The 14,504-nt window shown below is 34.3% G+C and carries 12 protein-coding genes; 6 read left to right on the top strand and 6 right to left on the bottom strand.

Features of this window, described 5'->3' with window-relative positions; all coding sequences use genetic code 11:
- Nucleotides 1–37: 37 nt before the first annotated feature.
- Both cmk and lon read right to left on the bottom strand, forming a co-directional pair.
- Nucleotides 38–733, bottom strand: coding sequence for a (d)CMP kinase (gene cmk, locus AAC084_RS13120; RefSeq protein WP_339840662.1), 696 nt, complete (start codon nt 731–733; stop codon nt 38–40).
- Between the two features lie 28 nt (nt 734–761).
- A complete protein-coding gene (gene lon / locus AAC084_RS13125; RefSeq protein WP_339840768.1) occupies nt 762–3,212 on the bottom strand; it encodes an endopeptidase La in 2,451 nt (816 codons plus the stop codon).
- 262 nt (nt 3,213–3,474) lie between these two features.
- On the opposite strand from lon, the gene AAC084_RS13130 reads away from it, so the two are divergent.
- Genes AAC084_RS13130 through AAC084_RS13145 form a run of 4 tightly spaced genes read left to right on the top strand, consistent with a single transcriptional unit; the run spans nt 3,475 to nt 6,417 of the window.
- Nucleotides 3,475–4,029: an RNA polymerase sigma factor gene (locus AAC084_RS13130; RefSeq protein WP_339840663.1), complete on the top strand. Its 555-nt coding sequence runs from the start codon at nt 3,475–3,477 to the stop codon at nt 4,027–4,029.
- Complete coding sequence (locus tag AAC084_RS13135) at nt 4,029–4,592, top strand: hypothetical protein (protein WP_339840664.1); 564 nt, start codon at nt 4,029–4,031, stop codon at nt 4,590–4,592. The genes AAC084_RS13130 and AAC084_RS13135 overlap by 1 nt, the downstream gene beginning before the upstream one ends.
- Nucleotides 4,573–5,664, top strand: a complete 1,092-nt coding sequence (locus AAC084_RS13140) for a hypothetical protein (protein WP_339840769.1) — start codon at nt 4,573–4,575, stop codon at nt 5,662–5,664. The genes AAC084_RS13135 and AAC084_RS13140 overlap by 20 nt, the downstream gene beginning before the upstream one ends.
- 27 nt (nt 5,665–5,691) lie before the next feature.
- Nucleotides 5,692–6,417: a head GIN domain-containing protein gene (locus AAC084_RS13145; protein ID WP_339840665.1), complete on the top strand. Its 726-nt coding sequence runs from the start codon at nt 5,692–5,694 to the stop codon at nt 6,415–6,417.
- A gap of 45 nt (nt 6,418–6,462) precedes the next feature.
- On the opposite strand, the gene AAC084_RS13150 is transcribed toward AAC084_RS13145, so the two are convergent.
- The 4 genes from AAC084_RS13150 to glgB all read right to left on the bottom strand — a co-directional run bounded on the left by AAC084_RS13150 (nt 6,463) and on the right by glgB (nt 13,067).
- Nucleotides 6,463–7,794: an MFS transporter gene (locus AAC084_RS13150; protein WP_339840666.1), complete on the bottom strand. Its 1,332-nt coding sequence runs from the start codon at nt 7,792–7,794 to the stop codon at nt 6,463–6,465.
- Between the two features lie 57 nt (nt 7,795–7,851).
- Nucleotides 7,852–8,661, bottom strand: coding sequence for a M48 family metallopeptidase (locus tag AAC084_RS13155; protein ID WP_339840667.1), 810 nt, complete (start codon nt 8,659–8,661; stop codon nt 7,852–7,854).
- 36 nt (nt 8,662–8,697) lie between these two features.
- Complete coding sequence (locus AAC084_RS13160) at nt 8,698–11,100, bottom strand: glycoside hydrolase family 31 protein (protein WP_339840668.1); 2,403 nt, start codon at nt 11,098–11,100, stop codon at nt 8,698–8,700.
- 71 nt (nt 11,101–11,171) lie between these two features.
- The gene (gene glgB, locus AAC084_RS13165) at nt 11,172–13,067 is read right to left on the bottom strand and encodes a 1,4-alpha-glucan branching protein GlgB (RefSeq protein WP_339840669.1); all 1,896 of its coding nucleotides are present in this window, start codon (nt 13,065–13,067) and stop codon (nt 11,172–11,174) included.
- Nucleotides 13,068–13,243: 176 nt separating this feature from the next.
- Between glgB and AAC084_RS13170 the strand changes: the two genes are divergently transcribed.
- Both AAC084_RS13170 and msrB read left to right on the top strand, forming a co-directional pair.
- Nucleotides 13,244–13,807, top strand: a complete 564-nt coding sequence (locus tag AAC084_RS13170) for a collagen-like protein (protein ID WP_339840670.1) — start codon at nt 13,244–13,246, stop codon at nt 13,805–13,807.
- A 157-nt stretch (nt 13,808–13,964) separates the two neighbouring features.
- A complete protein-coding gene (msrB, locus tag AAC084_RS13175) occupies nt 13,965–14,462 on the top strand; it encodes a peptide-methionine (R)-S-oxide reductase MsrB (RefSeq protein ID WP_339840671.1) in 498 nt (165 codons plus the stop codon).
- Nucleotides 14,463–14,504: the final 42 nt, after the last annotated feature.

A 14,504-nucleotide genomic window follows, 5' to 3' on the forward strand; every position in this document is an offset into this window, starting at 1 on the left:
ATAGAAAAAAAAAGGGTTAGCAATGCTAACCCTTTTTTTATGCCTCTTTATTAATAATGCGAAGCGCATGTTCATACATTCTTTGAAATTGGTCTTCTAAACCTAAATCACTATTATCAAATTCAATAGCATCATTAGCCTTTCTTAAAGGTGAAAATTCACGATTACTATCAATATAATCTCGTTTTTGAACATTTTCTAAGATATCAGCATATTTAACATCTTCTCCCCTATCCAATAATTCTTTATAACGCCTTACCGCTCTTTTTTCTGGAGAAGCCGTCATAAAAATCTTAAATTCTGCATCAGGAAATACGACAGTACCAATATCTCTACCGTCCATCACAATTCCTTTATCAGTGCCCATTAACTGCTGCATTGCAACCAATTTCTTACGCACTTCCTCTATTTCGGAAACCTGACTCACATTTTTCGAGACTGACATTGTTCGAATTTCTTTCTCGACATTCTCTTCATTCAAGTACATTTCGGCATATCCTAAATCAGCATTAAATACAAACTTCAAATTAATATCATCCAATGACCCAATTAAAGGATTCTTATCAATTTTACCGTTCTCTACAAAACCTGCTTTCATGGCAAATAATGTAACTGCTCGATACATTGCACCTGTATCTACATAAATGTAATGTAACTTTTTTGCCAATTGCTTAGCCAAAGTACTTTTACCTGTAGAAGAAAACCCATCAATAGCTATGGTAATTTTTTTCATTGTTCCATATGTATAAATAAAAGAGTATTTATAACTCTTTTGCGTTTTTAACTTTATCGTCAGTGATTGCAATATCAATTACTTCATACATTTCTTTTACATAGTGAAATGTCAATCCTTTTAAATAGGATTCTTTTATCTCCTTAATATCCCGCTCATTATCGGCACAAAGGATAATTTCCTTGATTCGCGCCCTTTTAGCTGCAAGAATTTTTTCTTTAATACCTCCCACTGGTAGAACTTTTCCACGCAAAGTAATTTCGCCAGTCATAGCCAAACTCTTTTTTATACGTTTTTGAGTAAATAAAGAAACCAACGATGTCAGCATAGTAATACCCGCACTTGGCCCATCTTTCGGCGTAGCTCCCTCAGGCACATGTATGTGGACATTGTATTTTTCAAAAATAGAAGGGTCTATACCAAATCGTTCTGCATTTGATTTAATGTATTCCATCGCAATAGTTGCAGACTCCTTCATTACCTTACCGAGGTTACCGGTAATAGTCATAGTACCTTTTCCTTTTGAAAGTATAGATTCTATAAACAGAATATCACCACCGACACTTGTCCATGCAAGACCAGTTACAACCCCTGCCACTTCGTTATTTTCATACTTGTCACGCTCCATTTTCGGGGCTCCCAAAACTTCGATAATGATATCATTACTTACTTTAATCTCGTATTCCTCTTCTGTAGCAATCGATTTGGCTGCGTAACGAACCATTTTTGCAATTTGCTTCTCTAATGAACGAACACCTGATTCGCGGGTATACCCTTCAACTATTTTCTCTAATTGTGGTTTACCTATTTTCAAGTGGCTTGTATTCAAACCATGCTCGGTTAATTGTTTAGGCAACAAATGTTTTTTAGCTATTTCTACTTTCTCTTCTATAGTATAACCGCTCACATGTATAATTTCCATACGGTCTCTAAGTGCTGGTTGTATACTGCCTAAGTTATTGGCAGTGGCAACGAACATTACTTTCGACAAGTCATACCCTAGCTCTAAAAAATTATCATGAAAATCACTGTTCTGTTCAGGATCCAAAACCTCTAACATAGCAGATGAAGGATCACCTTGGTTACTGTTGGATAATTTATCTATCTCATCCAAAATAAAAACAGGATTGGATGTCCCTGCTTTTTTAAGACTTTGAATAATTCTACCTGGCATTGCACCAATATAAGTTTTACGATGTCCTCTAATTTCAGCTTCATCACGCAAACCACCCAAAGATATTCTTACATATTCTCTTCCTAGTGCTTCTGCAACCGATTTACCTAATGAAGTTTTACCAACACCTGGTGGGCCATAAAGACATAAAATTGGCGACTTCATGTCATTTCTCAATTTTAAAACAGCCAAGTATTCTATGATACGGCGTTTTACATCTTCAAGACCATAGTGATCACGGTCTAAAATTCGTTGTGCTCGTTTTAAATCAAATTTATCTTTTGAAAATTCTTTCCATGGTAAATCAAGCATAAGGTCCAGATAATTCCTTTGAATAGAATATTCTGCCACTTGAGGGTTCATTCGTTGCATTTTAGCCAACTCCTTTGTAAAATGCTCTTTAACCTTTTTACCCCATTTTTTCTTTTTGCCTCTGATTTTCATCTCCTCAAACTCCTCATCATAAGAAACACCACCCAACTCTTCTTGTATGGTTTTCATCTGCTGGTGTAGAAAATATTCGCGTTGTTGCTGATCTAAATCATTTCTAACCTTTGATTGTATATCATTTTTAAGCTCCAATTTCTGCATCTCAACATTCATATATTTCAATGTTGCCAATGCTCTTTCTTGTAAGCTACCTATCTCCAATAAATCTTGTTTAGCCTTTACATCTAAATTTAGATTAGAGGATACAAAATTTATAAGAAATGAATCGCTTTGAATATTTTTTATAGCAAAAGAGGCTTCACTTGGTATATTCGGATTATCCCTAATAATCTTAAGCGCCAACTCTTTTATTGATTCAATAATTGCTGAAAACTCTTTATCATTTTTCTTTGGTCTTACTTCTTTAGTCTCCCTAACTGTAGCCGTTATGTATGGCTTTTTAGTTAAAACTTCAGCAATCTCAAATCGCTTCTTACCTTGTATAATAACTGTTGTATTACCATCTGGCATTTGTAGTACGCGTAATATTCTAGCTACTGTTCCTAAAGTATTAATATCCTTAACATCAGGATTTTCGGTTTCCTCATCTTTCTGAGAAACCACACCGATAACCTTAGACCCGTTATTTGCATCTTTAATTAATCGAATGCTCTTATCTCTCCCTGCGGTTATAGGTATTACTACACCGGGGAAAAGCACTGTATTTCTTAGAGGCAAAATAGGTAGCGTCTCTGGCAACGTTTCACTATTCATTTGCTCTTCATCTTCAGGGGTCAATAACGGTATTAACTCAGAATCCTGATCGATCCCCTGTAAAGACATATTGTCAAAATTTGAAAATTTAGAATCTTTCATGCTCATATATCGGTCATTCTGTCATTATCGTAACAGAATTTTATTTTTATAAATTATACATAAATGCTATAAGGGCAATGAAAACAATGCGATTACAACAATTAAAATCTCTTTCCGCTATTCCTAATTCAATTCTTATGCCAACTGAAATATTCAGTACTTATTATTAAGAAGTTTTATAAAAAAAGAATATTAATATATTAATTCTACTAAACTGTAACAAACCGTAAATTGAATCATCATTACCTAAACCAATCACTTTTTGAGCCAACAAAGAGAACATATTGATGAGCTTTTGCATAATTGCATAGCCGGTAAACATAGTGCACAGCTAGAAGTGTACAATAGGTATTACAAGGCCATGTTCAATACAGCATTAAGGATCGTTAAAGACACTGCCCAAGCAGAAGATATTATGCAAGAATCGTTTTTAAGCGCTTTCACGAAACTGCATACTTTTAAAGGGGAGGTAACTTTTGGATCCTGGCTAAAACGAATTGTAATTAACAACAGCATTCATCAATATAGAAAGCAACAAAAAAAGAATGAAGTTGCTTTAGATGAGGTATTGTACAAGGTCGAAGATAATAATGGAATTTCCTCTGATCATGTGTTTACAGAACTAAAGGCTCAAAAAGTGATGGAGACCATGAAAGATTTAAAGGATAATTACAGAGTTTCTTTGACCTTACACTTAATAGAAGGGTTTGATTATGAAGAAATAAGTGAGATTATGAACATTAGTTATGCCAATTGCAGAACTACCGTTTCAAGAGCAAAAGAAAGTCTTAGAAAAAAATTGATACTAACAATCTGATGAAAAAAGATACTATAGAAGAGCTATTTATAAAGCTAAAGGGTAATGTGGATTTTGAGGAGCCAAATGAAGGTCATCAATTACGTTTTTTGAATAAATTAAATGAATCGAAAGACGTTGCTACCCTTATACCAGAAAAGAAAAATTCTTGGATGAGAATTGCATCAATTGCTGCCGCAATCACGCTTCTATTTACTGTCGGAGTTTTTCAGTATAATACTTCGACCTCTATTGAAGACAAGGTTGCCCAAATTTCGCCGGAGGCTTCTAAAACTCAATTTTACTTTGCAAATTTAATTCAAGAGCAAATAAACGATTTGAATTCTGAGAAATCTCCTGAGACCGAAAGAATAATTAATGATACAATGGTTCAATTAAAAAAACTTGAATTGAATTACACCAAAATGGAACAAGACCTTTTAAATGGTGGTAATAGTAAATTAATACTAAGCGCCATGATTACAAATTTCCAAACCAGAATAGAACTTCTGAATGAAGTTATGATACAGATAGAAAATATTAAAACTATAAAAAATACAAATGATGCGAACTATACTATTTAAATATACTTGGCTACTAATACTAGCTTTCTCAACGGTTGTTTCTGCTCACGACAAGAGTTTTGATGGAAAACACACTAAAGAAAAAACCATAAAAAAGGAATTTGATGTAAGTCCAAATGCATTATTAAAAGTTAGCAATTCTTATGGTAATTTAAATATTACTTCTTGGAACGAAAATCGTATTGTTATAGAGGTACACATTAAAACCAATGGTAATAATGAAGAAAAAGTTCAAAAGAAATTAGATGATATTTCTGTAGATTTTGAGGCTAGTAACGACCGAGTTTCCGCAGAAACTATTTTTAATAAAAGCAGTAATGGTTGGGGGTGGAATTGGGGTAATAACAGCAATGTTAATATGCAGATTAATTATACTATTAAGGTTCCCGTTAAAAATAACGTAGATTTAAATAATGATTATGGTAATATAATCTTAGATAGAATTGACGGTCATGCACGAATCAATTGTGATTATGGTCGCCTAGAAATAGGAGAATTAAGAGGACGAAATAATCGTTTAAATTTCGACTATACTTCTAAGTCTACCATCGGATACATTAATAGTGGTGAAATTAGGGCAGACTATTCAGGGTTTACCATAGAAAAAGCAGGAAACCTTAGTATAAATGCCGACTACACTAATGCCAGCATTGGAAAAATGGAAAATTTGGAATATACCAGTGACTATGGAAATATGGATATTGAAGAATTGAAAAGTATAGATGGTAATGGTGATTATATTACTGTAAAGCTTGGTATTGTTCACGGTGATGTATCTATTGTGGCAGATTATGGATCTGTAAGAATAGATGAATTAGCAGCTGATGCAGGCGATGTTAATATTAGAACAGATTATACAGGAATCAAAATTGGTTATAATAGTGAATATCATTTCGATTTTGATATTACCACAAGTTATGCGGGTGTAAGTGGTAAAGATGACTTCACCATTAACATTAGTACTGAAAAATCATCTGACAAGCATTATGAAGGTTACTATGGCTCTAAAGGAAGTGATAATAAAGTAACGTTATCAAGTGACTACGGCGGAATTAGTTTTACCAAAAAATAGTCAATCAATCAATTAAAAATGAAAATCATGAAAAAATTAAGTGTTTTATTATGTGCAGGTTTAATATCTCTATCCTGTTCTGCACAATGGGGAAGAACAATAAAAGGGAATGGAAATAATGTCACCATAGAAAGAAATACTGGTAACTACGACGGAGTTGCAGTATCTGGTTGGTTCGATGTCGATTTAGTATCAGGAAACGAAGGCGAAATCACTTTACAGGGTGAAGAAAATCTTTTAGAATACATTATTACCGAGGTCAAAGATGGTAAGCTTGTAATTAAAACTAAAAAAGGTGTAAACCTTAAAACAAGTAGTTGGAAATCTGAAATAAGAATCACTGTTCCTGTTGAGTCTATTAATACAGTATCCATGTCTGGTTCTGGTGATATCGTCGGAAAAACTACAATTAAGACAGATAAATTCACTACATCAATGTCCGGTTCAGGGGATATTACTTTAGATATTGATACTGGTTCTATATCCGCAAATATGTCTGGTTCTGGGGATATTAATTTAAGTGGTAATACCACCGATTTTGATGCAACAATTTCAGGCAGTGGTGATATTGAAGCTTATGACCTAGAAGCAGATAATGTAAATGCAACAATATCGGGTTCAGCTGACATTCAAGTAACTGCCAAAAAATCAATTAAGGCCCGAGTTTCTGGTTCAGGTGACATTTCATATAGAGGCAATCCTGAAAAAGTGGACACTAAAACTTCTGGTTCTGGCGATATTTCTAAAGGATAATCCTTAAAATCAAAATAGCGAACAATCAATTAAAAAAAGCCTCTTTTAAAGGGGCTTTTTTGATTCTTTTACTCGCAGTAGTAAGAACATTCCAATTAAAAAGAAAAGTCCCAAAAATATAATTGAACTTCTCATGCTACCCGTTAATTGAGCTACAATACCATAAAGTAAGGTACCAATGATTATTCCAATCTTTTCAGCAACATCATAGAAGCTAAAAAAAGAGGTTGTATCGGTAGTCTCAGGCAAAAATTTTGAATATGTTGATCTTGATAGTGCTTGAATACCGCCCATCACCAAACCAACACAACCTGCGGCAATATAAAAATCGGTAGGTGTGACTACAAAATAAGCATAAATACAAATACAGACCCAAAGGGCATTTACCACAATCAAAGTTTTGATATTACCATGTTTCTCTGACGCTTTTGCTGTTACAATAGCACCGAATATCGCAACTAACTGTATGACTAATATACTAATAATGAGACCTGTTGTTCGTTCAGAAGCAGTTCCCCAAGCAATCTCTTCCTCTCCAAAATATGTAGCTATCAACATTACGGTCTGCACGGCCATACTATAAACAAAGAATGCTCCTAAGTATCTTTTTAGTTTAACTTGTTCTCCTAACTGCAACCATACCATTTTCAGTTCTTTAAAACCGTTTAAAATAATATTCGTCCTTTTGCCTTCTTTTTTAAATCCCTTAGGGAGGAAATAAAAGCTATACTGGGCAAAAAGTATCCACCAAATACCTACGGTAACAAATGAATATTTCATCGCTTTTATTTCGGCAGCACCGGCTTCATCTGTAATTATTCCGAAAAAGTCAGGTTTCATTACCATTGCTAAATTGAAAACTAGAAGAATTACACTACCTATATAGCCTAACGAAAAACCTTTTGCACTTATAGAATCTTGTTGTTTTGGAAAAGCAACATCTGGTAAGTAAGAATTATTTATAGCAAAACTTACCCAGAAACCTACTAAACCTAAAAAATAACAAAGAAGACCGAAATAAATATTTTCTAAGGAGAACCAATTTAATCCTATACATGAAAGTCCGCCTAAGTAACAAAAAAATTTCATGAACATTTTTTTGTTCCCTAAATAATCGGCAATACCAGAAATTAATGGAGTAATTATGGCAATGAAAACAAAAGCCAGTGATGTGGTGTAGCTAATTAACGGTGCTCTTGCAATTTCACCTCCAAAAACCGTTACTTTCTCTATACCCGCAACCCTAAAAAGTGCGCCATAAAATATTGGGAATACCGCAGATGAAATTACTAAGCTATATACCGAATTGGCCCAATCATAAAAGGCCCATGCATTCAATAATTTTTTACTTCCTTTTAAAACTAGTGTTTTTGCCATAAAAAAATAAAAGCCGTTCTATAAGAACGGCTTCAATATACAATAAACGTTTAGTTTTTAGTTAAATTTAGTAACCCCAAATTTTGCAGCCTCAGCAACAGCATCTGGTGCCCATGCGGCAAGGTTATTTATTCTTGTATCATTTGAAGGGTGCGTACTCATAAATTCTGGTGGTGCCTCTCCTCCACTATTTGCTTTCATACGTTTCCATAGCTCTGCAGCTTCATAAGGATCATAACCTGCTATCGCCATAATTTGCAAACCAATAAGATCTGCTTCCGTTTCATGACCTCTGCTAAATGGTAACATTACTCCAACTTGAGAACCAATACCGTAAGCTTGGTTAAATATATTACGTTTTTGTTCATCTTGTATTGCGATATTACCCGCAACAGCACCTATTTGTTGAAGGGTTCCGGCACTCATTCGCTGTGCTCCATGGTCCGCTAATGCATGAGCTACTTCGTGCCCCATTACTACAGCTATACCTGTTTCTGATTGGGTAATTGGTAAAATACCAGTATAAAATACAATTTTACCTCCTGGCATACACCAAGCATTAACGGTCTCATCATTCACTAAATTATATTCCCACTTATAATCCTTTAAATAACCTGGGTGTCCGTTTGCGGCCAACCAACGTTCAGCTGCCGATGAAATTCGTTGCCCAACTCTTGTTATCATTTGAGCATCGGCAGTACCGGTAACTACTTTATTCTCAGTTAAAAATTGGTCATACTGTGCAAATGCAGAAGGAAACACTTGACTATTCGGGTAAAAATTCAATGTTTTCTGACCAGTAAATGGGTTTACCTTACAAGCAGAAACACCTATAAACACAAGGACTATTAATACTATCTTTTTCATATTTAGCTTTTAAGTTAATGGTAATTAAATACAAAGTTATTCTTTTCCTGACAGATACAATAACGTAAAATTTTTGTCTATTCGTAAAACGTTATCACCGCTTAACAATAAAGTCTCTAAATCTATTTCTTCATTATCTACCATTACACTTTCAATTACAAATGGTAAGCCATAAAGATTAAACTTTATTGTATCATATTCTGTTTCAAAACTCCCATCTTTAAATAATTGAATTGTCAACGAGTTTTCTTTACCTGTCAGCTTATAATTACTAAGAGCGTACCTCCCCTTTTTATAATCATACCCATTATTTGCATCTTCATATACTTCTGATGCTTCTACTCCTTCTTTATAATAAACTTCGAGTAACAACTCTTCAATTTTCTTTTCACCAACGTACTGCTGAATTGGGTATTTCGGGATTATAGCTCCTGCTTTAATAAAAATTGGTAATTTATCTAAACCGGCAGTTACCCATTTTTCTTTACCACCTGTTACAGACTCGTGAGTCCAAAAATCATACCACTCTCCTTTTGGAATGTACATTCTACGACCTTGAGCATTTGGTTCTTGTATTGGGCATACCAATATTTTTTCCCCGAAAACAAACTCATCTGTTCTAAAATGGGTTTGTGTATCTTCTTGATCATAATACACTAATGACTGTATCATTGGTCTATTTTCTTTCGTATACTTATAAAACATTGTATACAAATAAGGTAGAAGTTGATACCGTAATTCAATGAACTTTCGAACTATATCTGTAATTTCCGTACCAAATGACCATGGTTCTTGATCTCCATGATCTCCACTGGAATGAACTCTGCAAAATGGGTGAAAAATCCCCAGTTGTATCCATCTCGCAAACAATTCACCATCCGGTTGCTCTGCAAATCCACCAATATCAGAACCGACAAAAGAATAACCACTTAAACACATACGCTGCATTTGTACGTTGGCTATCCACAAATGCTCCCAAGTGGCAACATTATCTCCTGTCCAAGTAGACGAATATCTTTGGGTACCCGCAAATGCCGCCCTTGTTATTACGAAGGGTCTTTTGGGGTACACATATTTTTTCACCCCTTCATAAGTTGCCCTAACCATTTGCATACCATAAACATTATGAGCTTTTCTATGGGTACACGGATGACCATCATAATTATGTCGAGTATCTAAAGGTGCCGTTTTTGTAGGCACCTCCATTACAGCAGGTTCATTCATATCGTTCCAAACGGCATGAACTCCTAATTCGCTCATAAATTCTTTATATAACTCTGCCCACCATTCTCGTACCGCAGGGTTTGTAAAATCAGGAAAATTACATTCACCTGGCCAAACCTTACCATGCATTAAAGGACCATCTCCCCTTTTACAGAAGTAATCATTTTCTAATGCTTCATTATACACCCAATAATCACGATCCACTTTTATACCTGGATCAATCATTATCACAGTCTTAAAACCATCTTGCTCAAGCTCTTGTATCATTCTTTTAGGGTCAGGAAAATGATTCTTGTCCCAAGTAAAACACCTAAAACCATCCATATAATCTATATCAAGATATATAGCATCACATGGTATTCTTAGATTCCGAAATTCGTTTGCAACTTCTTTTACATTACTCTCTGGGTAATAACTCCATTTAGATTGATGAAAGCCCAATGCCCACATTGGCGGTAGTTCAGGTGTACCGGTCAGATTGGAATAAGAACTCACAACCCTTGACATATCTGGGCCGAAAATGAAATAGTAATTTAATTCACCTCCATCTGCCCAAAAACTAGTAATATTTCTGCGTTCTTGCGAAAAATCAAAACTTGTTTTAAAACTATTATCAAAAAAGATTCCATAAGCTTTACCCTTACTTAAGCCTATATAAAAAGGAATTGCTTTGTATAAAGGATCCTGCTCTTTTGCAAAGGCAAATTGGTCAGTTACCCAATTCTCAACTTTTTTACCCTTAAGGTTACTATGCATGGCCTTATCTCCCATGCCGTAAAAACTTTCTCCTACTTGAGAAATCTTACTCATTTTTACGGTATTGCCACCGTACTCATAATTCTCTTCCCAATGAAAACCAAGTTCATCCTCATTGATAATATTTCCAGCTAAATCTGAAATTTGAGTTCTGAGGGTTTTTTTATCAACCAAAATACTTAATCTCGCGGTAGATATAATATACTCCGAATCTTTCTCAACAACGTCTAACTTGCTATAGCCCATTGTTCCGTCTGGATCAATGGCATATGAAAAATCTGGTTCGAAATTATAATTCGTAGCATATCTAAATCTAACTACACTACCCCTAAGGATGGTTATTTGAAGAACAACACCATTATCAGTTGTAAAATATAGCTTATCGGTGTCTTGTGTAAATTCAACTATATGGTTCGGGTATAAATTACCTTTATACTCAAGTTCTGTATTAGTAATCATGAAAATGTTTATTAAAGGACATTAGATATAATGTTATAACAGGAAACGATAAAAGTTATTTTACTATAGTATTATCTCAATATTACAATTCCCAAAGGCGGAATAGTTATTTCAATAGACTTTTTATGCCCGTGGGCTGCTTTAGTAGAGGTCTTTATGTTAGTGTTTAAATTACCGCCACCACCATATTTTTTATCATCACTATTCAAAATTTCTTTAAGCTTGCCTTTTTTAGGCATACCTATTCTATAATTTTCGCGAGGTACCGGAGTAAAATTGCAAGCAATTATTAAATCATTCTTATCATCATGTCCTTTACGAACATATGTTAAAACAGAATTTTCATGATCACTATAATCTATCCACTGAAAGCCTTCAGGACTAAATTGTTTCTCATATAATGCCGGAGAACCTTTATAAAGATGATTTAAATCTTTTACAAAGTCTTGTATACCTTTATGACCTTCATATTTCAATAAATGCCATTCTAAACTTTGCTCAAAATTCCATTCAGACGTTTGTCCGAATTCACCCCCCATAAACATTAATTTAGTACCAGGGTGTGTAAACATGTATCCAAAAAGCAGTCTTAAATTTGCAAATCGCTGCCATTCATCGCCAGGCATTCTATATACTAATGATTGTTTACCATAAACAACCTCATCATGCGAAAACGGAAGCATAAAATGTTCAGTAAACGTATAGGTCATACCAAAAGTAAGGTCATTCATATGATGCCTTCTGTAAATTGCCTCCTTTTTAAAGAATTCCAATGTATCATGCATCCAACCCATCATCCACTTCATACCAAAGCCTAAGCCACCGTGCTCTACTGGTTTTGAAACTCCAGAAAATGCAGTAGATTCTTCAGCAATGGTCTGTACACCTTCAAAATTTGAATAAACAGCTTCATTCAATTCACGAATAAAAGATATGGCTTCTAAATTTTCGTTATTACCATATATATTTGGTTCCCATTCTCCTTCTTCCCTAGAATAGTCAAGATATAGCATAGAAGCAACTGCATCTACTCGCAAGCCATCTACATGAAACTGATCTAACCAAAAAAGTGCATTACTTATAAGGAAGGCCCTTACCTCGTTTCTTCCATAGTTGAAAATTAAACTCTTCCAATCTGTATGATATCCTTTTCTTCTATCTGGGTGCTCGTATAAGTTTGAACCATCAAAGAAACCAAGGCCATGTGCATCTTCTGGAAAATGAGAAGGTACCCAGTCTAAAATAACGCCTATGTCATTTTGATGAAATGTATCTACCAATAATTTAAAATCTTCTGGTGCTCCAAATCTTGAAGTAGGTGCAAAATAGCCTGTTAATTGATAACCCCAGGATGGATCATAAGGGTATTCCATAATAGGCATAAATTCTACATGAGTATACCCCATTTCTTTAACGTAAGAAACCAGATCCTCTGCAAATTCTTTATAGGTCATAAATTTATTCTCTGCATTCTTTTTCCATGACCCTAAATGCACTTCATATACAGAATATGGTTTATCTAAACCATTCTTATCATTCCTATATCCCATCCAAGCTTCATCTTTCCAATCATGCTCTGCTGTCCACACTACAGAAGCCGTTCTTGGTGGGTGCTCACAGTATCTTGCAAATGGGTCGGCTTTTTCTGTCCAAATATCATTATTTGTAGATTGTATTTTATATTTATACACCTCGCCTTTACCAATATTTGGAATAAAACCTTCCCATATTCCACTAGAATCCCAACGAACATTTAGTTTATGATCTTCGGGGTTCCAAGAATTAAAATTTCCAATTACTGAAACTGATTTCGCAGTTGGTGCCCAAACGGAAAAATAAGTACCTTTTACTCCGTCTACCTCAATTAAATGCGACCCTAGCTTTTCATAAAGTCTATAATGTTTACCACTTTTAAAAAGGTTTATATCGAAATCGGTGAATAAAGAGTGAACTATTACGTTAGGCATAGTAAGATTTAAATTTATTGGTAAAGCTAATCAACTTTGAAAGACGGTCGACCAGGTTCGTTTTTTGTTAAAAATATAGCAGTTAATATCCGATTTATATATTGAATTACCAAAAATGGAACGCTTTTTGAATTAACAACAGAACATTTATACATAAACCGAATAATTATAATCTTATGAAAAAACTGAACTTATTTTTAGGCGCACTAGTTACCATACTTTTTATTTCATGTGAAGGACCACAAGGACCTTCAGGTTTTGACGGATTTGATGGAATCGATGGGGAAGATGGGGAAGATGGAGTCAACATATTAGGACAGGTGATGGATATCGAAGGTACTTTTACCCTAGAAAATGACTTTGCCATATTTTATGAATTTCCACAAAGTGTAGAAGTATTTGAAACCGATGTTGTTTTAGTATACTTATTATGGGATGAAACCGAAGATGGAAATGGTGATTTAGTTGATATTTGGAGATTAATGCCACAAACAAGAATTCTAGATCAAGGATTATTACAATACAACTTTGACTACACATTTTTCGATGTAAATATTTTCTTGGAATCAGATTTTGACCTAAGTACTTTACCAGCAGGTGATACTGAAAATCAAGTCTTTAGAATAGCAGTTTTACCCGCAGAATCAACTACTGGTAAATTAGATACCTCAGATATTAATTCGGTTATGGCACATTTAGGTGTTAGCGAAGAAAATGTTCAGAAAATAAAATTGGATTAATTTTTTTGGAAATTAATTACTTTCTAAAACAAAAAGCCTTTGAACAAATTCAAAGGCTTTTTTTTATATTTTTTTAAAACCTTAACTCAAAAGGTTCCGTAAATTCAATAACTTGAAAGGTGTTGAAAAAATTATCGACAGAATAAAAAAAATTGAAATGAAAATAAAAATTGGAATAGCACTTTTAGTACTTTTCGCAAGCTGTAAAGGTACATCGCAAGAAAAAGAAATGGCCAGTGAAACAATTGTTGAAAACACTAAAGAATTCGCTGTTCAAAAAACAAATGCTGAATGGAAGAAAGAATTGACCGATGCAGAATATTACGTATTACGTGAAGCTGCAACTGAAAACCCATTTTCTAGCGAATTGCTAAAAATAAAAAAGAAAGGAACTTATGTTTGTGCCGCCTGTGCTACTCCCCTTTTTAAGAGCCAAACCAAATTTGACTCTGGCACCGGATGGCCAAGTTTTTATCAAGAAATTGAAGGCAATGTTAGTTATGATGTTGACTATAAAATAGGGTATAAAAGAACTGAAGAGCACTGTGGAACTTGTGGTGGTCATTTAGGCCATGTATTTGAAGATGGCCCAGAACCTACTGGTTTACGACATTGTATTAATGGAGTCGCATTAAAATTTGTACCCGCTAAATAATACTTAGCTAAATGAATATAAATTAAAGAGGTCTTTTTTTGG

The sequence above is a fragment of the uncultured Maribacter sp. genome (assembly GCF_963977385.1).
In the GTDB taxonomy this organism is placed as follows: Bacteria; Bacteroidota; Bacteroidia; order Flavobacteriales; family Flavobacteriaceae; genus Maribacter.

Excerpts from the sequence above, each read along its gene's own strand:
- cmk (WP_339840662.1), bottom strand. The coding sequence starts at position 733 with ATGAAAAAAATTACCATAGCTATTGATGGGTTTTCTTCTACAGGTAAA.
- lon (WP_339840768.1), bottom strand. The coding sequence starts at position 3,212 with ATGAAAGATTCTAAATTTTCAAATTTTGACAATATGTCTTTACAGGGG.
- AAC084_RS13135 (WP_339840664.1), top strand. The coding sequence starts at position 4,029 with ATGAAAAAAGATACTATAGAAGAGCTATTTATAAAGCTAAAGGGTAAT.
- AAC084_RS13140 (WP_339840769.1), top strand. The coding sequence starts at position 4,573 with ATGCGAACTATACTATTTAAATATACTTGGCTACTAATACTAGCTTTC.
- AAC084_RS13145 (WP_339840665.1), top strand. The coding sequence starts at position 5,692 with ATGAAAAAATTAAGTGTTTTATTATGTGCAGGTTTAATATCTCTATCC.
- AAC084_RS13150 (WP_339840666.1), bottom strand. The coding sequence starts at position 7,794 with ATGGCAAAAACACTAGTTTTAAAAGGAAGTAAAAAATTATTGAATGCA.
- AAC084_RS13155 (WP_339840667.1), bottom strand. The coding sequence starts at position 8,661 with ATGAAAAAGATAGTATTAATAGTCCTTGTGTTTATAGGTGTTTCTGCT.
- AAC084_RS13160 (WP_339840668.1), bottom strand. The coding sequence starts at position 11,100 with ATGATTACTAATACAGAACTTGAGTATAAAGGTAATTTATACCCGAAC.
- glgB (WP_339840669.1), bottom strand. The coding sequence starts at position 13,067 with ATGCCTAACGTAATAGTTCACTCTTTATTCACCGATTTCGATATAAAC.
- AAC084_RS13170 (WP_339840670.1), top strand. The coding sequence starts at position 13,244 with ATGAAAAAACTGAACTTATTTTTAGGCGCACTAGTTACCATACTTTTT.
- msrB (WP_339840671.1), top strand. The coding sequence starts at position 13,965 with ATGAAAATAAAAATTGGAATAGCACTTTTAGTACTTTTCGCAAGCTGT.